The organism is Kitasatospora sp. NPDC059973 (assembly GCF_042737525.1).
In the GTDB taxonomy this organism is placed as follows: domain Bacteria; phylum Actinomycetota; class Actinomycetes; order Streptomycetales; family Streptomycetaceae; genus Kitasatospora.
Window position 1 is genome coordinate 24,721 of record NZ_JBHWUI010000011.1, and the last position, 19,110, is coordinate 43,830.

The 19,110-nt window shown below is 73.4% G+C and carries 13 protein-coding genes; 5 read left to right on the forward strand and 8 right to left on the reverse strand.

All coding sequences use genetic code 11. The features are described from left to right. The first annotated feature begins 219 nt into the window (after window positions 1-219). Window positions 220-2,574 carry an immune inhibitor A domain-containing protein gene (locus tag ACFWA9_RS05170; RefSeq protein ID WP_380383247.1) on the forward strand — a complete coding sequence of 785 codons (2,355 nt, stop codon included), beginning with the start codon at window positions 220-222 and terminating at the stop codon, window positions 2,572-2,574. Window positions 2,575-2,736: 162 nt separating this feature from the next. Here the strand turns inward: ACFWA9_RS05170 and ACFWA9_RS05175 are convergent, their stop codons facing one another. Beyond that, window positions 2,737-3,900 (reverse strand): beta-eliminating lyase-related protein, encoded by a 1,164-nt coding sequence (locus ACFWA9_RS05175; protein ID WP_359805170.1) that lies wholly within the window; start codon window positions 3,898-3,900, stop codon window positions 2,737-2,739. A gap of 357 nt (window positions 3,901-4,257) precedes the next feature. On the opposite strand from ACFWA9_RS05175, the gene ACFWA9_RS05180 reads away from it, so the two are divergent. After that, entirely contained in the window at window positions 4,258-5,208 is a 951-nt protein-coding gene (locus ACFWA9_RS05180) for a M23 family metallopeptidase (protein ID WP_380383249.1), read from the forward strand. Between the two features lie 81 nt (window positions 5,209-5,289). Here ACFWA9_RS05180 and ACFWA9_RS05185 read toward each other — a convergent pair whose 3' ends face one another. Next, the gene (locus ACFWA9_RS05185) at window positions 5,290-5,916 is read right to left on the reverse strand and encodes a TetR/AcrR family transcriptional regulator (RefSeq protein WP_380383251.1); all 627 of its coding nucleotides are present in this window, start codon (window positions 5,914-5,916) and stop codon (window positions 5,290-5,292) included. Between the two features lie 237 nt (window positions 5,917-6,153). Here ACFWA9_RS05185 and ACFWA9_RS05190 point away from each other — a divergent pair, with 237 nt between their 5' ends. Continuing rightward, window positions 6,154-7,761 carry an MDR family MFS transporter gene (locus ACFWA9_RS05190; RefSeq protein WP_380383253.1) on the forward strand — a complete coding sequence of 536 codons (1,608 nt, stop codon included), beginning with the start codon at window positions 6,154-6,156 and terminating at the stop codon, window positions 7,759-7,761. A 113-nt stretch (window positions 7,762-7,874) separates the two neighbouring features. Here the strand turns inward: ACFWA9_RS05190 and ACFWA9_RS05195 are convergent, their stop codons facing one another. After that, a complete protein-coding gene (locus tag ACFWA9_RS05195; protein ID WP_329488359.1) occupies window positions 7,875-8,822 on the reverse strand; it encodes an A/G-specific adenine glycosylase in 948 nt (315 codons plus the stop codon). 237 nt (window positions 8,823-9,059) lie between these two features. Here ACFWA9_RS05195 and ACFWA9_RS05200 point away from each other — a divergent pair, with 237 nt between their 5' ends. Next, entirely contained in the window at window positions 9,060-9,962 is a 903-nt protein-coding gene (locus tag ACFWA9_RS05200; RefSeq protein WP_380383255.1) for a hypothetical protein, read from the forward strand. 185 nt (window positions 9,963-10,147) lie between these two features. Here the strand turns inward: ACFWA9_RS05200 and disA are convergent, their stop codons facing one another. Further along, window positions 10,148-11,254: a DNA integrity scanning diadenylate cyclase DisA gene (gene disA, locus ACFWA9_RS05205; protein WP_329488361.1), complete on the reverse strand. Its 1,107-nt coding sequence runs from the start codon at window positions 11,252-11,254 to the stop codon at window positions 10,148-10,150. Window positions 11,255-11,394: 140 nt separating this feature from the next. Then, window positions 11,395-12,906, reverse strand: coding sequence for a DNA repair protein RadA (radA, locus tag ACFWA9_RS05210; protein ID WP_352286122.1), 1,512 nt, complete (start codon window positions 12,904-12,906; stop codon window positions 11,395-11,397). A gap of 169 nt (window positions 12,907-13,075) precedes the next feature. Here radA and ACFWA9_RS05215 point away from each other — a divergent pair, with 169 nt between their 5' ends. Next, window positions 13,076-15,160: a sigma-70 family RNA polymerase sigma factor gene (locus ACFWA9_RS05215; protein ID WP_380383258.1), complete on the forward strand. Its 2,085-nt coding sequence runs from the start codon at window positions 13,076-13,078 to the stop codon at window positions 15,158-15,160. 113 nt (window positions 15,161-15,273) lie between these two features. Here the strand turns inward: ACFWA9_RS05215 and ACFWA9_RS05220 are convergent, their stop codons facing one another. The 3 genes from ACFWA9_RS05220 to ACFWA9_RS05230 all read right to left on the reverse strand — a co-directional run bounded on the left by ACFWA9_RS05220 (window position 15,274) and on the right by ACFWA9_RS05230 (window position 18,881). Further along, window positions 15,274-15,945, reverse strand: a complete 672-nt coding sequence (locus ACFWA9_RS05220) for a GAP family protein (RefSeq protein WP_380383260.1) — start codon at window positions 15,943-15,945, stop codon at window positions 15,274-15,276. A 38-nt stretch (window positions 15,946-15,983) separates the two neighbouring features. Further along, the gene (locus tag ACFWA9_RS05225) at window positions 15,984-17,318 is read right to left on the reverse strand and encodes a DUF1254 domain-containing protein (protein ID WP_380383262.1); all 1,335 of its coding nucleotides are present in this window, start codon (window positions 17,316-17,318) and stop codon (window positions 15,984-15,986) included. Between the two features lie 189 nt (window positions 17,319-17,507). Beyond that, window positions 17,508-18,881, reverse strand: coding sequence for a DUF1254 domain-containing protein (locus ACFWA9_RS05230; protein ID WP_380383264.1), 1,374 nt, complete (start codon window positions 18,879-18,881; stop codon window positions 17,508-17,510). Window positions 18,882-19,110 lie beyond the last annotated feature (229 nt).

Sequence of the window (19,110 nt, forward strand, 5' to 3'; positions counted from 1 at the left end):
GGTGCGAGTGCGACCCAGTAAGCAGGCATCTTTAATGCCAATGTTGTTGACGGATCGTCAGTTGATAGCGAGTCGCGGAGCATAGCGGTGTGGCCATGTAACGGTCAAGGTCTATCTTTTCCGTCCACGCTTGGATCAAATGTCGTCCACCTGTCTTTCATTGGTTTACCGGAAGGCCAAGAGCCGGACCGGTTTGGGGAGGACGTCACAACGTTGAAGATGACCAGGAAAGCCGCCGCGGCCGCTACGGCCGGGGCGGTCATAGCCGCTCTGGGCGCGGGTCTGTTCCCGAGCACGGCCCTCGCGGCCGGCTCGGCGCCCACGCCGAAGGACCCCGCTGACGCCGTTCAGTCGGTCAAGACGGACCACAACCTGCCGGGCCCGCTGACCGAGAAGGTCGAGGCCGAGCAGAAGGCCGCCACCGAGCAGCTGCTCGCCGGCACCGCGAAGGTCGAGGAGCACGGCGGCAGCTCCAGCATCAAGCTGGGCAAGGACAAGTACGTCGAGCTCGCCCGCGAGCGCACGGACAAGATCTTCACCATCCTGGTCGACTTCAGCGACCAGGTGGACAACACCACGAAGACCCCGGACGGCAAGATCAAGTTCGGTGGGGACCCCGGTCCGCAGCACAACCAGATCGAGAAGCCCGACGCGGCGACCAACAACTCGACGCTCTGGCAGGCTGACTACAACCAGCAGCACTACCAGGACATGTACTTCAGCAAGACCCAGGACTCGCTGAAGACCTTCTACGAGAAGCAGTCCTCGGGCCGCTACTCCGTCGACGGCCAGGTCACCGACTGGGTGAAGGTCCCGTGGAACGAGGCCCGTTACGGCTCGGACTACTGCGGCCAGCACGTCTGCAACAACGCGCAGGACCTGATCCGCGACGGCATCAACGCCTGGGTCGCCGACCAGAAGGCCAAGGGCCAGACGGACGCTCAGATCAAGGCCACCATCGCGCAGTACGACCAGTGGGACCGGTACGACTTCGACCACGACGGCAACTTCAACGAGCCCGACGGTTACATCGACCACTTCCAGATCGTGCACGCCGGTGAGGACCAGTCGGCGGGCGGCGGCAAGCAGGGCGACAACGCGCTGTGGGCCCACCGCTCGTACGTCTACGGCACCCAGGCCGGCTCCACCGGCCCCGCCAACAACCTGCTCGGCGGCACCCCGGTCGGCTCCACCGGCATCTGGATCGGTGACTACACCATGCAGCCGGAGAACGGCGGCCTCGGTGTCTTCGCCCACGAGTACGGCCACGACCTCGGCCTGCCGGACCTGTACGACACCTCGGGCAGCGGGATCGACAACTCGGTCGGCTTCTGGTCGCTGATGTCCTCCGGCTCCTGGCTCGGCGAGGGCAAGAACTCGATCGGCGACATGCCGAACGACCTCGACGCCTGGAGCAAGCTCCAGCTCGGCTGGCTGAAGTACGACAAGGCCAAGGCCGGCACCGAGACGACCCACCACATCGGCCCGGTCGAGTACAACTCGAACCTGCCGCAGGCCCTGGTCGTCGACCTGCCGAAGAAGACCGTCACCACCGAGATCAACACCCCGTTCGCGGGTGCCAACGAGTGGTGGAGCGGCAGCGCCGACGACCTCAACGTGTCGCTGGCCCGTGACGTCGACCTGACCGGCAAGACCAGCGCCGCGCTGACGGCCAAGGCCTGGTACGACATCGAGCAGGACTTCGACTACGGCTACGCCGAGGTCTCCACCGACGGTGGCGCCAACTGGACCGCCCTGAACGGCACCTTCAACGGGGTCGCGATCCCGAAGAACGCCGCCGACAAGGCCGGCCTGACCGGCAACTCGGGCAACAAGTGGGGCGACCTGTCGTTCTCGCTCGACGCCTACGCGGGTAAGGCCGTCAAGGTCCGCTTCCACTACACCACCGACGGCGGTCTGCACCTCAAGGGCCTGGCCCTGGACGACATCGCCATCGCCGCCAACGGCGCCACCGTCTTCACCGACGGTGCCGAGAACGGCGACAACGGCTGGACGGCCAAGGGCTTCTCCCGCATCACCGGCAAGTTCTCGAACGACTACGCGCAGTACTACATCGCCGAGAACCGCCAGCACATCTCGTACGACCGGACCCTGAAGACCGGCCCGTACAACTTCGGCTTCTCCAACACCAAGCCGAACTGGGTGGAGCACTACCCCTACCAGGCCGGTCTGCTGATCTGGCTGTGGGACACCTCCCAGAGCGACAACAACGTCACCAACCACCCGGGTTCCGGCCTGATCCTCCCGGTCGACTCGCACCCGACCCCGATCAAGTGGGCCGACGGCACCCTGATGCGCCCGCGCATCCAGGGCTACGACTCGACCTTCGGCTCGCGCAAGGTCGACAGCCTGACCCTGCACAAGGCCGGCGTCGAGACGGTCGTCCCGAAGGCCAAGGGCGTCGACGAGTTCAGCGACCTCAAGTCGTACTGGTCGAAGGACAACCCGTACAGCAGCGTCATCGTCCCGAAGACCGGCACCAGCATCGAGGTCGAGAACGAGTCCTCGAACTACCTCGAGACCTGGATCCGCGTCCGCCCGGTCGACAACTGATCGAAACGAGCAGTGACGATCAGCCTCTGACCAGGCACTGATTCACCAGTCCGGCCCGTCCCCGCAGCTGCGGGGGCGGGCCGGACGCTTGTCCGCGAGAGGTCCGCGCGGCCTCCGGAGTCCGCCCGTCCGGCGGGGTCCGCGAGGCACTTCCGGTCGGACCTACCGGTCCGGCAGCAGGGCGAGGAAGGCGTCCACCGCCTCGGTGACGTCCTTCCCGGTCCACTCCAGCGCGTCCGCGGCCACCGTGACCTCCGTCATCGACAGCCCCGGCAGGCCCTGCTCGCGCCAGCCGCCGAACAGGGCCGTCCCCGACTCCTCCGCCAGCCGGAGTCCCGCGAGGTCCAGCTCCTGCGGGGGGTAGGGAAGCCAGAGCTGGAACTGATGGGTGTGCGGCGGGGCCGGGTGGACCCGGGCGCCCGGAACGCCCGCGAACCCCTCGGCGAGCGCCGCCGCGACCGTCCCGGCGTGCGCGACGTACTGCCCCAGGCGCGGCAGTTCGCGGTCCAGGCCGGCCAGCGCGGCGAGCGCCGCCGGCCACTGCTGGAACAGCTGGCCGCCGTAGCGGTGCCGCCAGGCCTTGGCGGTCCGCACGAAGCGGGCCCGGCCGGCCAGCGCGGCGCCGCTGATCCCGCCGAGCGTCTTGTAGAAGGAGACGTAGACCGAGTCGGCCTGGGCGGCGATCTCCGGCAGCGGGCGGTCGAAGTGCACCACCGACTCCCAGATCCGGGCCCCGTCCAGGTGCAGCGCGGCGCCGTGCTCCTCCCGGACCACCGCGGCCACGGCCAGCAGGTCCGCCCAGGACGGCAGGACGAACCCGGCCTCGCGCAGCGGCAGCTCCAGGATCATCGCCGCGTACGGCTCGTCGAAGGCCCGCAGCTCGGCCACGGTGGGGAGCCGCGGCGCGACCGTGGGCCAGACGCTGCGCAGACCGCTGAGCCGCCCCAGCGCGTGCCGCTCGTGCAGTTCGGTGTGCCCGAGCGGGTGGGTGGCCACGGTCGGCAGCGCGGCGGCCTCGGCGTGGATCCGCAGCGCGACCTGCTGGGCCATCGTGCCGGTGGGGAAGAACGCGGCGTCCTCGGTGCCGAGCAGCTCGGCGACCCGGTTCTCCAGGGCCCGCACCACGCCGTCGCCGTACATGTCCGGCCGCCGGTCCAGGTCGTAGGCGCCCTCGCCCTCCTCGGCCAGGGCGGCGAGCCGCTCGCGCAGGCTTCGCGGCCGGGTGCCGGAGAGCAGCCGCTCGCAGCCGCGCAGCGCGGTGTACCGGCGCTCCTGGACGCCGGGCCCGCGGTCGGCTTCGGTCTCTTCGCTCCTGTTGGGATACATGCGTCGATGGTCCCGCAGGGACGGCGCGGGGTCAGCGGTGCGGACACCACGGGCGCCGCGGGCCCGGCCGGAGCCCGGCGCCGGGTGGCACTGGTCACAAGCACCCCCCGTGGTACGAGCGGCGGTAGTAGCGCGACGCGGCGGGGCCCCGGGAGACCCGGGCCGTGACCCTACTGTCGGATCACATGATCGTTACTCCGTCGGCTTGAATCTCCGGCCGGACGGTGACTACACGCCGTAGTACGTCACACCGTTTGGGAGTCCGCTCGGTGACGGTTACACCTGAGTGGTCCCTGCTCAGCACGCCCGAACGGGCTCGTTGCGCTGCCCCCGTACGTCCGTGAGGTCGAGCTACCGATGTCTTCCGTCCCGCCCATGGGGCCGGCCCTGCGCCGCCTCGCCGCCGACGCGGCGAACCGGGCGGCCGCCTGGCAGCCCCGGCTCGGCCAGGCCGTCCGCACCCACGCCGCCCCGCTCCGCACGCTCACCGCGCCCCGCCACGTGCTCCCCGGGGGCCCGCTGCGGGCCGACCGGCACCGCACCGTCACCGCGATCGGCGCGAGCGCGGTGATACTGTCCGGCGCCCTGCTGGTCGCCGCCCCCGGCAGCGCCTCGGCCCAGACGGTCATACCCACCACCCCCGGCAGCTCCGCCTTCACCTCCTCGCCCGCCGCGGTGCCCGCCCCCACGCCGGTGCAGGTCGCCGGCCCGAGCGCCTACAAGCTGCCGCACGAGCACGGCTCGGCGCAGGAGTACGTGGCGGTCGCCGCCAACCTGCTGCCCCCGGAGCCGCCCGCCCCGCCCGCGCCGTCCGCCGACCAGGCTCTGGCCGCCGAGGCCGCCCCGGCTCCCGCTCCCGCTCCGGCTCCGGCCCCCGCACCCGCTCCGGCCCCCGCGCCCGAGTGGTCCGCGCCGGTGCCGGGCGCGCCGACCAGCAACCCGTACGGCGTGGCCAACCCCGAGTACGCGGCCGGCTACCACACCGGCGTGGACTTCGCGGTGTCCCCGGGCACCGCCCTGCTGGCGGTCGGCAACGCCACCGTCGTGTCGGCCGGCTGGGACGGCGCCTACGGCAAGGAGGTCGTGCTGCGGCTGGCCGACGGGCGGTACGCGCAGTACGCGCACATGTCGTCGATCTCGGTGTCGGCGGGCGACCGGGTGTCGGCCGCCGAGCAGATCGGCCGCTCCGGGAACACCGGCAACTCGACCGGGCCCCACCTGCACTTCGAGATCCGCTCCAGCAACCACTACGGCGCGGTGGTCAACCCGATCGCCTACCTCTCCGGGCACGGGGTCACCGGCTTCTGAGGCCGCGGCACACGACGAGGGGCGGACCGGTCCACGTGACCGGTCCGCCCCTCGGGCGTTCGTGGGCGGGCGCCGGGCCGCTCAGACCCGGACCGGGGGGCTGATCAGGGCGCCGATCTCCAGCGCGACCCGCTGCGCGGCCGCCATCGCCTCCTCCACGGTGGCCACCGGTACCGCGTGCTCCGGGACGTGCCCGGGCTCCTGGCACTCGGCGGCGTCCTGCTTGATCAGGAACAGGGCCGAGTTGATGGTGAACAGCGACATCGCGGCGCGCAGCCGGTCCTCGAAGGTGGCCTCCGGGCCGTGCACCAGCCGGACCATCGCGATCATGCGGTCCTTGAACTCCACCCCGGCGGGCGAGTCGCGCAGCGCGGGCTGGTTCTCGTGGAAGAAGCGCAGCAGCGGGGCCCGCTCCGACATGCCCGCCGCGAACCGGCGGATCAGCTCGTCGCGCAGCGTGGGCGTCCACTCCTGCTCGCGGCCCCAGGCGATGGTGTCGTCGATCGGCGCGGCCATGCTCTGCACGATGCCGTGGACGATGTCGTCCTTGGTCTTGAAGTGGTAGTAGAGCGCGGCCTTGGTGACGCCCAGGCGGTCGGCGATCTCGCGGAGCGAGGTCTGCTCGTACCCCTGTTCGGAGAAGAGCTCCAGTGCGACCGCGACGATACGGGCCCGGGTGTCGCTGCGGGGGCTGTGCGTCGTACCCATGGCCTGCCTCGTTGACTGCGTCGGTGACTGCTGTGGCTGCGTTCGGCCGGCGCCGGTCGACGCCTGCCCGTCCGAACTCATTCTCCCCGTTCCGGTGGTCGACCTGGAAACTGGCTTGACGACCGGCTAGTGCACAACTTACCGTGCCGACGGTCCACAAACTAGCCGGGCGACAAGTAAGTAAGCCTTCCGCAGGCCAGATCGGTCGTCCGCCTCCAGTCCGGGAGACACCACCCCATGTCACAACCCAAGGCCGCCACCCCGGCACCGGAATCGACGACGCCCGAGGAGCAGCAGTCGCGCTCTCCCCGGGAGATCCGCCTGGTCATGATCGGCCTGGTGGTCACCATGCTGCTGGCCATGCTCGACAACCTGATCGTCGGCACCGCGATGCCGACGATCGTCGGCGACCTCGGCGGCGCCGAGCACCTGTCCTGGGTGGTGACCGCCTACACCCTGGCCACCGCCGCCTCCACCCCGATCTGGGGCAAGCTCGGCGACCTCTACGGCCGCAAGGGCATCTTCCTCACCTCGATCGTGATCTTCCTCGTGGGTTCGGCGCTGTCCGGCCTCTCGCAGAACATGAACGAGCTGATCGGCTTCCGCGCCCTCCAGGGCCTGGGCGCCGGCGGTCTGATGGTCGGCGTGATGTCGATCATGGGCGCGCTGGTCCCGCCGCGTGACCGCGGCAAGTACCAGGGCATGTTCGCCGCGGTGATGGCGCTCGCCACCATCGGCGGCCCGCTGGTCGGCGGCTTCATCACCGACCACCTGAGCTGGCACTGGACCTTCTACATCAACCTGCCGCTCGGCGTGATCGCGCTCGCCGTCGTCGTGGTCACCCTGAAGCTGCCGAAGGTCCGCAGCAAGGCCCGCATCGACTACGTCGGCGCGCTCCTGCTCACCACCGGCATCACCGCGCTCACCCTGATCACCACCTGGGGCGGCCAGGAGTACGCCTGGGGCTCCAAGCAGATCCTGGGCCTGGGCGCGCTCGCCGCCGCCACGCTGATCGCCTTCTGCTACGTCGAGCAGCGGGTCGAGGAGCCGATGCTCCCGCTCGACCTGTTCAAGAACCTGAACTTCACCCTGGTCTCGCTGATCGGCTTCATCGTCGGCTTCGTGATGTTCGGCTCGACCGTCTTCCTGCCGCTCTACCAGCAGACCGTGCAGGGCGCCTCGGCGACCAACTCCGGCCTGCTGCTGATGCCGATGATGTTCGGCATGCTGGTCGTCTCGCTGGTGGTCGGCCAGGCGGTCACCAAGACCGGCAAGTACCGGATCTACCCGATCATCGGCACCATCGTGATGACCGGCGGCATGCTGCTGCTGTCCATGCTCTCCACCGACACCAGCAGCTTCGCCTCGGCCTGCTACATGGTGGTGCTCGGCGCCGGCATGGGCTTCCTGATGCAGATCACCATGCTGGTCGCGCAGAACAGCGTGGAGCTCAAGGACATGGGCGTGGCCAGCTCCACCGCCACGCTGTTCCGCACCATCGGCGGTTCCTTCGGTGTGGCGCTGTTCGGGGCCCTGTTCAACAACCGGGTGACCGAGACCATGAAGGAGCGGCTCGGCGACGCGGCCGCCAACGGCGGTGGCAAGGGCGACCCGAGCTCCCTGAGCCCGGCCGCGCTGCGGGCGCTGCCCGCCCCGGTCCAGGACGCGTACCACCACGCCGTGGCCAACGGCATGCACACCGTCTTCCTCTGGGGCGCCGCGGCCGCGGTGATCTCGATCGCCGCGGCGGTGTTCCTGCGCGAGGTGCCGCTGCGCGGCGCCGGCTCGCCGGCGAAGGACGACGCCAAGGGCACCGAGCCCAACATCGAGGCCGTCGCGATCTGACGCCCGGAAAGCCCCCCTCCCGCCCTGGGAGGGGGGCTTTCGCGTCTCCGGGCGCGGGCGGTTCCGGTCCGCCGTCCCGCAGGCCGCCAAGGGCCGCCACGGGCCGTCCCGCGCTACTGCGGCAGGCGGTAGACGCCCTGCTCGACCGGCTCGACCAGGCCGTCGGCGACCAGTCCGTCCAGCGCCCGGGCCCGCTGCACCGCGTCCGGCCAGACCGCGTCCAGCCGTGCCTGCCCGACCGTGCCGTGCGCGTCCCGCAGCACCGCGAGGAGCTTCCCGCGCACCTGCCGGTCCGTTCCCTCGTAGGTCTGGCCGCGCCGGGCCGGGCCCTCGTACGGCGGGCGGCCGGCCCGCTGCCACGCACAGTGGCTGAACAGCGGACAGCCGCCGCACTCCGGTGCGCGCGCCGTGCAGACCAGGGCCCCCAGCTCCATCACGCCGACCGCCCAGGTCGCCGCCGTGTCGGCGTCGTCGGGCAGCAGCGCCGTCGCCGTCCGCCGCTCGGCCGCCGTGGTGGCCTGGGCCGGGTACTCCACCCCGGTCACCGCGCGGGCGAACACCCGCCGGACGTTGGTGTCGAGCACCACGTGCCGCTGGCGGAAGGCGAACGAGGCCACCGCCGCGGCCGTGTACTCCCCGACGCCGGGCAGCGAGAGCAGCGTCGCGTGGTCGTCCGGGACGACGCCGCCGTGCTTCTCGGTGATCGCCACCGCCGCCCCGTGCAGGCGCAGCGCCCGCCGCGGGTAGCCCAGCCGGCCCCACATCCGAACCGCCTCGCCCGGCGCGTCGGCCGCCAGGTCGGCCGGTGTCGGCCAGCGCTCCAGCCATGCCGCGTAGGCCGGCAGCACCCGCTTCACCGGGGTCTGCTGGAGCATGAACTCGCTGACCATCACCGCCCAGGGCGAGGCCTCCGGGGTCCGCCAGGGGAGGTCGCGCTGGTGGGCGTCGTACCAGCCGAGGACGGTCGAGTGCAGGACCGGCAGCGGCAGCGGCAGCGCCGGTACGGCGGCCGCCGCGGACGAGGGGGCGGGGACGGCGGGGGTGACGGTGATGGCAGCCATGGCCCTTCGATCCTCCCATGTCCGCGCCGCCGCTCGAAGCGGGTGCGGGGCCTGGCGCGGAGCTGCCTCGGAGCTGCCTCTGATCAGGCTCGGAGCGGACGAGCGGGTTCCGGATTGCCCCGGAAGGCTCCCACCCGGACTCCCCCGAACGGCTCATATGGCGGATCATGTGAAGGAAGGGACGAGTGTGCGGTGTTGGTGAGTCACAGGGCACACACTGTCTCGTAGAGTTTGGGCGTGCCTTCTCTGCGTCAACCCGTGGGACCGTTGCCGGCCTCGATCTACTGGCGACGGCGTCTCGTCGTCGCCGTCGCCGTCGCCGCGGTCGTCGCCCTGCTCGTCTGGCTGATGTCCGACCAGGGCGGTGGTGGTGACGGACCGGCGGGCAAGGGCGCGCAGGCCGCTCCCTCCCAGACCCCGGTCCAGACGATCACCCCGGGCGCGTCGTCGACCGGGCCCGCGAACAACTCGCGCCCCGGCAGCGGCGGGACGGGCGGCACCAACCCGGGCGGCGGCGCGGTCTCCGGATCCGGTGGCGGCGACGCCAGCCTCAGCACCGGCGGTGCGGGCGGCTCCGGTGGCGCGGCCAACCCGGCCACCGGCGGCGGTTCGGCCACCGGCGGATCGGCCGGCGGCGGGTCCGCCGCGGGCGGTACGGGCGGCGGCGCGGCCGGCGGCTCGGGCGGCAGCGGCGGCACTCCCCCGGTGAACACCTCCGAGGTGATGGCGCTACCCGTCTGCGCCTCCTCCCAGGTGACGCTGGAGCTGGCCAGCGCCCAGAACTCCTACCAGCCCAAGGACAAGCCGAAGCTGACGCTGACCGTCCACAACTCCTCCGGCGCCAACTGCCGGGTGGACCTCGGGCGGACGGCCTCCGCCATCACGGTGACGGCCAGCAACGGCGACCGCGTCTGGTCCTCCGGCGACTGCCCGGCCGACCGCGGCGGCAACTGGGTGCAGATCCCGGCCAACAGCGGCCTGACCGAGACCTTCACCTGGGACCGCGGCCGCAGCAAGCCGCAGTGCGCCACCGCCGATCCGGCGGCCGCGCCCGCCGGCACCTACCTGGTGGTCGCCGACCTCACCGGCCTCTCCGGCGGCCAGGTGTCGGCGCGCTCCTCGATCCGCCTGGAGAGCTGAGCGCCCCGAACACCCCGCTCCCGACGCCCTCCCGCGAAGCCCCGGCGCACGCCGCGCCGGGGCTTCGGCGCGTTTCCGGCCACCCCCGGACGGGGTTCGCCGGGGCGGCGCGACGGGCGGCGCCGCGACACGGAGCGGCCCCCGGGGAAGGTTCCCCGAGGGCCGCCCGCACGTACTGGTCGTCGTCAGACGTAGCGCTCCAGGATGGACGATTCAGCAAGTCGGGACAGGCCCTCGCGCACCGAGCGCGCCCTGGTCTCGCCGACGCCCTCGACCGTCTGCAGATCGTCGATGCTGGCCGCGAGCAGCTTCTGCAGTCCGCCGAAATGCTCGACCAGCCGCTCTATCACGGTGTTGGGCAGGCGCGGGATCTTGGCCAGCAGGCGGTAGCCGCGCGGCGAGACCGCGGAGTCCAGCGACTCCGGCGAGCCCGAGTAGCCGAGCGCCTTGGCGACCGTCTGCAGGTCGAGCAGCTCGGCGTGGGTCAACGCCTCCAGATCGGCCAGCACCTCGGCGACCGTCCGGCCCTTCTTCGCGGCCCGCTCCGGGAAGTAGTCCCGGGCGACCAGCTCGCGCTCCGGCTCTACGCCCGCGATCAGCTCGTCCAGTTGGAGGGAGAGCAGCCGGCCGTCGATACCGAGCTCCAGCACGTAGCCGGCGATCTCGGTGGCGATCAGCCGGACCATCTCCAGCCGCTGGGCGACGGCGGTGACGTCCCGGACCGTCACCAGGTCCTCGATCTCCAGGGCGGAGAGCGTGCCGGCCACCTCGTCCAGCCGGAGCTTGTACCGCTCCAGCGTGGCCAGCGCCTGGTTCGCCCGGGAGAGGACGGTGGTGGAGTCCTCCAGCACCCGGCGGGTGCCGTTGACGTACATCGCGATCAGCCGCATCGAGTGCGACACCGCGACCACGGGGAACCCGGTCTGCCGGTTGACCCGCTCCGCGGTGCGGTGGCGGGTGCCCGTCTCGTCGGTGGGGATGGTGGAGTCCGGCATCAGGTGCACGCCGGCCCGGACGATCTTGGTGATGTCCTTGTCCAGCACCACGGCGCCGTCGAGCTTGCACAGCTCGCGGAGCCGGGTCGCGGTGAACTCGACGTCCAGGACGAACCCGCCGGTACAGATCGACTCGACGGTCTTGTCGAAGCCGAGCACGATCAGACCGCCGGTGTTGGCCCGCAGCACGCGTTCCAGGCCGTCACGCAGCCCCGTGCCGGGGGCGATGGCGGTGAGGGAGGCCCGCAGCAGGGCCTCCTCGCGGGAGGACTTGTCCACCCGGTCGCTGCCTGCCACGTGACTCCTCCGGTCGACCCCGTGCCGCGCGCCTCGCGCCGTGCGCCGGCGTACGGTCTGTCGCTCTGTCGCTTATTACTGCCTTATTGCCAATTAGACAGGGGAAAGTCTAACTGCGTGCGGCATTAACAGGGCTTGGGTCAGCGCAGTTCGTCCGAGTCGACCGGCTCCCACCCCTCCATGAGCTCCTCCGGGTAGGCCGCGACGGGCGCCGCGGCGGCGGCCCGGCGCGGGGTCGGCGGCGCCGACGGCGCCTCACCGCGCGGCTTGGCGGCGGCCCGGCGGCGGCCCGGGATGGCCCGCAGCGCCTCACCGATGTCCGCGACCTCGACGACCGTCATCCCCGCCGGCACCTTGCCCGGGTCCGGCGGGACCAGCGCGTGCGTGAAGCCCAGCCGGTGCGCCTCGGCCAGCCGCCGCTGCACACCCGTCACCCGCCGTACCTCGCCCGCCAGACCGACCTCGCCGATCGCCACCAGGTTGCTCGGGAGCGGGGTGTCCGAGGAGGAGCTGGCCACGGCGAGCGCGATCGCGAGGTCCGCCGAGGGCTCGCTCAGCTTCACCCCGCCGACCGTGGCCGTGTAGATGTCCTGCTTGCCGAGCTTGACCCCGCCGTGCCGCTCGACCACGGCCAGGATCATCGCGATCCGGGGCGACTCCAGGCCGGAGGTCGTCCGGCGCGGGGACGGGATCTGCGAATCCACCATCAGCGCCTGCACCTCCGCCACCAGCGGCCGCCGGCCCTCCAGCGTGACGGTCAGGCAGGTGCCGGGGACGGGCTTGTCACGCCTGGTCAGGAAGAGGCCCGAGGGATCGGCCAGGCCCACGATGCCCTCGTCGTGCAGCTCGAAGCAGCCGACCTCGTCGGTGGCGCCGTAGCGGTTCTTGATGCCGCGGATGATCCGCAGCCGGGCGTGGCGGTCCCCCTCGAAGCTCAGCACCACGTCCACCAGGTGCTCCAGCAGCCGGGGGCCGGCGATCTGGCCGTCCTTGGTGACGTGGCCGACCAGCAGGGTGGCCATGCCGCGGTCCTTGGACGCCCGGATCAGCGCACCGGCCACCTCGCGGACCTGGGCCGGCCCGCCGGGCGCGCCGTCCAGCTCGGCGGAGGCGATGGTCTGCACCGAGTCCAGGATCAGCAGGCCCGGGTTCACCGCGTCGATGTGCCCGAGGACGGCGCCGAGATCGGACTCGGCCGCGAGGTACAGGTGCTCGGAGAGCGCGTTGATCCGGTCCGCCCGCAGCCGGACCTGACCGGCCGACTCCTCACCGGTGACGTAGAGCGTGCGGTGCTGGGCACTGGCCGCCTTGGCCGCGACGTCCAGCAGCAGGGTGGACTTGCCGACGCCGGGCTCGCCGGCCAGCAGCACCACGGCGCCGGGGACGAGGCCGCCGCCGAGCACCCGGTCCAGCTCGGGCACACCGGTGGAGCGGGCCGTCGCGACCTGGCCGTCGATCTGGGCGATCGGGCGCGCGGGCGCGCTCACCGGCCCGGCGGCCGTCGTCCTGATCGGCACCGCGCCGTACTCCTCGACCGTGCCCCAGGCGTTGCACTCCGGGCAGCGGCCGACCCATTTGGGCAGCTGGTTGCCGCACTCGGTGCAGCGGTACGCCGGGCGCGGCTTGGCGGTGGTCTTGGTGCGGGCAGCCATGCGGTCACCGTAGCGCCTGGGTAGGACAACGCGGGTCCGGCGGCCGCGGCGCGGGGACGGGACGGTGCGGGCACCTCCGGTCCACGAATGGGCGATGTTGTTACCCGAAAGAAGTACAACAGCAGGGAAGAGCCCGGGCGGGGGCCCGGGTCTCTCTACCGTCGGACGGGTGACAACGCGTATCGAAGGGCCGCGCGACCCCGTGCTCGCGGCGTACGACCGGCAGGTGGACGGCCTGTTCACCTACTGCCTCTCGGTGCTGTGCGAGCACGACGCGGCCGCGGCCGCCCTGCGCGAGGTGCGCGAGCTGGCGCGGCGGCACGGGGCCCGGCTCGCCGAACCGGGGATGGTCCGGGCCTGGCTGTACTCGCTGGCCCGGTACTGCTGCCTGCGGCGCCTGGAGGACGGGGGCGGACTCGGCGGCGGTGGCGCTGCCGGTCCTGGTGCCGCCGCCGGTGCCGCCGCCGTCGCCGGCCTGCTCGACGCGGTGACCGGTGCGGGTACCGGCGGTGCGGGCCCGTCGGACGCCGCCGGGCCCTCGGACGCCGCCGGTCCCTCGGCCGCGGAGGCGGGCCGTCGGCGCCGGGAGCTGGCCTCGCTGGCCTGGCCCGAGGCGGCCGGCACCGACCCCGAACAGCGCGAGGCGCTGGAGCTGTCGGTGCGCCACCGGCTGAGCCCGATCGAGGTGGCGGCCGTCCTGGGCGTCCCCTTCGAGAGCTGCCGCGCACTGCTCGCCTCGGCCGAGGCCGAGGTCGGCCGGACCAGGGCGGCGCTGCTGGTGCTCGGTGTCGGCAGCTGCCCCGAACTGGACCGGCTCGGCGGGGCCGGGGCGGAGAGCTGGCGGGACTGGGTGCTCGGCCCCGCGCTGCGCCGCGAGCTGGTGCAGCACGTGGCGGACTGCCCGACCTGTCGGGGCACTGCCGAGCGGGTGGCCGGCGAGGTGACGCAGGGCGCCGACGGCCTGTCCGGGCTGCCGGTCCTGTCCGCCCCGGCGGCCCCGGCGGCGACCGGGGCAGGGACCGACGGGGCGGTGTTCCTGCCGCGTGCGGCGGAGGAGGCGGCCCGGCGGAGGACCTCGGGGCCGGCCCCGGTGGTCGAGCCCGGTCTCCGGTTCGACCAGGGCGGGTTCCCGCGCCACCGGGCGCCGGACAGCGGCCGGGCCCGGGCGGTACGCCGCCGGGTGGTGACCACCGGGGTGCTGGCCGCCGTCCTGGCCGCGCCGGTGGTGGCGCTCTGGGCCGGCCACCGGGGTGGCGGCGGCACCGGGGCGGCGGCCTCCGTCTCCTCGGTCCGGGTCGAGGACGACGCGCGGTCCGCCGGGCACCGGCCGGGCGGGCCGGGGGCGGTGGCCGGGCAGTCCGGGCTGCCCGGCGGGGTGGTGGGGGCCGTGGGCGCGGCCCCGGCGGTGGCGGGGCTGGAACTGGCCGGGGCCAGGGGTGCAGAAACGTTGCTCCCGGGGATCCAGGGCCCCGCGATTCCGGTCCCCGGCCGGGGCGCGACCCCGCTCGGCAGTCCGACACTGGTCGCCGCACCGGCCCCTGCCGTCACCGGCGGCCCGGGCACCGCACCGGGCGCCGCAGGCCCCGCCGGTGGTCCGGGGGCACCGGCCACCGCCCCGATCGGGCTGCTGACCGTCGAGGCCGGCGAGTACGGCAACCGCACCGTCCTCACCCTGACCAACTCCGGCGCCACCGAGATCCGCTGGCACGCCGAGGTGGGGGCCGCCTGGCTGCGCCTCAGCCGGGACGCCGGAACGCTCGCACCGGGCCAGCGGATCACGGTGATCGTCACCGTCGACGAGGACCTCGCGCCGGACGCGCACTGGACCGCCCGGATCGCCCTGCCGCCCTCGCAGGCGGTGGTCACCCTGGAGGGCGGCCCGCACCACCGGGGCGGCAGCACCTCGGCGCCGGGCGAGCCGACCTCGGCCCCGACCGATCCGGGGCCCACGCCCACCGGCGGTACGCCGACGGGCCCGCCGACCGGTGGTACCCCGACCGGGCCCGGGCCCACGGCGGCGCCGTCCGGACCGACGGCGACGGCCGCGCCGAGCGGCACGCCGACGACCGCTCCCCCGGCGACACCGACCGGGGCTCCGACGGGCGCGCCGACAGGGGCGCCGACAGGGGCGCCCACGGGCGCGCCGACCGGGCCGGGGACGGGGACAGGCACGCCCAGCGGGGCCGCGTCGCCGGGCGGGTCGGCGTCACCGGCGCCGAGGAGTGGCGCGTCGGCGCCCGCTTCGCCGCGCTGAACCGGGAGGGGAGGGGAGCGGAGCGGGAGGCACGGGCCGGGGTGGGGACGCACTGCCCCCGGCCCGTCGCCCGCCCCCGGCCCCGTGGCTCAGCCGGTCAGCCGGTCAGCCGGTCAGCCGGTCAGCCCGGCGATGCCGTCGCCGAGGTACTTCGCCCCGAGGACGACCAGGAGGACGATCATGATGGCCGCGTTGTGCGCGGCCATCCACGCCTTCCACTCACCGAGCACCCGGGTCGACCGGTCGCCGCCGAACCGGGACACCGCCAGCGGCACCACCGTGCAGAGCGAGCCGATCACCACCATCAGCGCGGCCGCGCCCGCCTTGCCGCCGCCGGAGGCCGTACTGGTGGCGATCGAGACCGCGCCGCCCACCGCCAGCACCAGGTTCTTCGGGTTGGCCACCACCAGGGCGGCGCCCAGGCCGGCCGCCCGGACCGGGGTGAAGCGGTCGATCGCCCGCATCCACGTCGGCGGCGCGTGCACATGGCCCTCGCGCGGGCGGCCCCGCCACTGCTCGAACCCCAGCAGCAGGAACAGCGCGCCCAGCGCCAGCTTCAGCCACCACGCCCAGGCCGGCGGGGCGGAGCCGGTACTCAGCCCCGAGCCGGCCGACACCACCACCGCGACCACCGCTCCCAGCGCCACCACCCAGCCGCCCGTGAAGGCCGACCCGTTGGTCCGGCCCTGCGGGGTGGCCAGCATCAGGATCACGGCGATCAGCGGCATCGGGCTGAGCGCGATGCCGACGGCCGAGGCCAGCATCTGGCCGACGGCGTCACCCATCCCGACTCCTCCCGGTCACCGGTGTGCGGACAACCCGCTCAGCTCCGCCGGATCGGCGGCACCCGGTAGGTGCCGTCGAGGGCGGCCGGCTTCGGCTGGTAGAGCCGGATGATCGGCCGGAACTCCCCCGCCGGGGTCGGCAGCCAGTTCGCCTCCTCCGCCGGGTCGGTGGGGCGGTCGTGCTGCAGCCGGAGCGTCAGCGAGCCGTCCTCGGCGTAGACCAGGCCCGGCGTCCGGTCGCCGATCGAGTAGCGCTCGATCGGGTTCGCGACCAGGTAGTAGTCCGGCAGGCCGTACATGGTGACGGACCAGAAGGCCTCGGCCGGCGGCGGCTGGTCCAGGCGCAGCGTGTACCTGTGGGCGCCGCTCAGCGGCCGCCCGTCGGCGTCGTCGTACGTCATCGCGTAGGTGGCCTCGTACGCGTGGTTGCCCCAGAGTCCGGCGCGGGCGGCGGCGGCGCGGCTGAGGTAAGCGGCGCGGCGGTCGGGGATGCGCCACTCCGGGTCGTCGATGGTGCCGGGGCCGAGGAAGTCGACGTTGAAGTCGAACAGGTGCAGCCCGGAGCGCCACTCGCCGGCCGGGTGGTCCTCCGGCGGCCGGGTGGCGGCCTCGACCCGTTCCCGGCCCGCGGCCAGGCCCTTGAGCAGGGCGAGGGTCCACTCGGGTTCGGCGGCGCGGTACGGCGACGGTCCGGTGTCGAGCAGGCCGAGCGGCGCGAAGCGCTGCTGGTACTCGACGTCCGGCCCGGCGGGCGGGAAGGCCGCCATCCAGATCCGCAGCCGTTCGAAGAAGGCCAGCCGCTCCGGCACCGCGGGGTCCGGCTCGGGCAGCCCGGCGGCCAGGCCGCCCGGCTCCAGCGGTTCGAGCGTCAGCCCTTCCTGGAGGGCCCGGACGCGCGGCAGGTCCTCCGGGCCGGTGCAGGCGAAGCGGCCGACGACGGTGGCCACGGTGGTCGGCGAGACGATCACGCGTTCCCGGCTCGGCGGGGTCCCGTGCCAGCCGGGCGGGACGACCAGCCAGGTCTGCGCGCCGGTGCCGGTGGCCCGCCGGCCGAGGTAGGCGAAGTTGTCGGTCCACGCGCCGACGAACTGCAGGACGTAGTAGGCCCCGGCGGTGTCCGGTACCCGCAGCACCTGCGGACCCTCGGAGAGGTCGAGCTGGGCGATCGAGTAGACGGTGTCGTTGTTGACGGAGACGAAGGGGTCGTCCGGGCCGGCCAGTCTGGTCGCGTGGCTGAAGTCGTTGAAGGGGGCCGCGGGCAGGGTCCCCAGGCCGCCCGCGGTGAAGCGCTCGACCATGGTGAGGTCGGAGACCAGCGGGTAGCCGTAGACGTAGGCGTCGGCGGCCAGGGCCTCCAGCTCGGGCTGGGTCATCGGTAGTCCTTCCCGGGGTCCGGGTGGCGGGGTCGGGGTGTGTCGGTGGTGGGGCATGGGTGGGTGGCGGGTCGTGGGTGGGTGGCGGGTCGTGGGTGGGTGGCAGGTCGTAGGTGGGTGGCGGGTCGTAGGTGGGTGGCGGGTCGTAGGTGGGTGGTGCTGCTCGCGGGGCTGGAGGCGGTGCCGGGCTCAGCGTGGCGTCAGCGGTGGGAGCGCCCAACAGCCTTCGCGGGCCCGCTCGTCCGGTCCGTAGAGCCGGACGACCACCTCGAACGGGCCGTCGGGCGCGGGCAGCCAGTTGGCCGAGTGCTGGGCGTCGGCCGGGCGCTTGTGCTGGAGGTAGAGGGTGAGGCCGCCGTCCGGGTCGTGGGCCAGCCCGGGGGTGCGGTCGCCGATCGAGTAGCGGTCCAGCGGGTTGTCGACCAGCCGGCGCCCGGGGAGCGCGTACATGGTCGCCGACCAGAAGAACCGCGCGGGCGGGAGCGTGTCCGGTCCGAAGCGCAGGACGTAGTCGTGCTCGCCGGTGTTCGGCGGGCTGTTGCCGTCGCTGTCGGCCGTCCAGGCGCCGTACCAGACCTCCTCGACGGGCAGCCCGTACAGGTCCCGCGAGGCGCCGACGGCCCGCCGGAGGTGGTCCGTGCCGAGCCGCTCCCGCGTGCCGGAGAGGCCGGCCGTGTCCCCGGCCCCTTCCTCGGTCCCTTGCCCGGCCCGTTCGGCGGCCCGTTCGGCGGCCCGTTCGGCGGCCCGGGTGAGTTCGGCCCGGGCGTCGGCGATGCCGCGCCCGATCTCGGCGCGGACCTCGATCGGCAGCGCGGCGGGCTCGAACTCGCCCCGGCCGTCGATGCCCAGATCGGTGAGCCGGCCGCGCAGGTCGGCGTCGGCGGGCAGCACGGGGCAGAAGCCGAGCAGGAAGTCGAGGAAGCCGAAGAACTCGATGGTGCCCAGCACCTCCTCCCGCCAGACCGGCCAGACGGGGTCGGGTGCGGGCGGCGGTGCCGCAGTACCCGCGTACTCGTGCAGCGGGCGCAGCCGGTACTGCCGCTGGAGGCCCTTCAGCTCCTCGACCGCCTCCGGCGAGGTACCGCCGAGGTGGGTGCGGCCGACGATGCCGATCAGCTCGGTGGCGGTGCGGATGACACCGGCCGTGCCCTCGGGCACCGCGCCCTGCCAGCCGGGGCCCGCCACCAGGTAGTCGCCGGCCTCCCGGCCGGTGGCCCGGGTACCGATGAACCCGGCGTAGGAGGTGTCGAGTTCGTGCAGGGGGAGGACGTAGTAGCGGTCCTCGGCGGGCACCGAGACGACCCACGGTTCGGCCCGGAGGTCGAGCCAGGCCCAGGAGTACCGGGTGTCGTTGTCGGGCGTGACGACATCGGTGGTCGCCGGGGTGGAGGGCTGCGCATGGTGCCGGAAGACGCCGAAGCCGCCGATGTGGCGCGGGTCCGCGTCGTCGACGGCCTGCGGGTAGAGCGTCCGGTAGTTCTCCAGGAGCGGGAACCCCCAGATCCATGCCTCGGCGGCGGTCGCGCGGACGGTGGCCGGATCCACGAGTGCCGGGTTGCCCATGCTGTCGCTCTCCCCTGCCTCGGCGCATGCCCCTTATCCGGACATACAGGTTCAAACGGATCCTAGGGGCGGCCCAGTCGATCAGCATGTCGGCGATGCCGGAAGGGCCCCGCCCGCGCACCCGGGCGTCCGGGGTACGTCCGGAGTGGGTTCGCGATGCTTCCGGAGTACGCCTGGGGTACCGCCGAGGCAGCTCCGGGCGCGTCCGGATGCCTCCGGGGTACGCCCG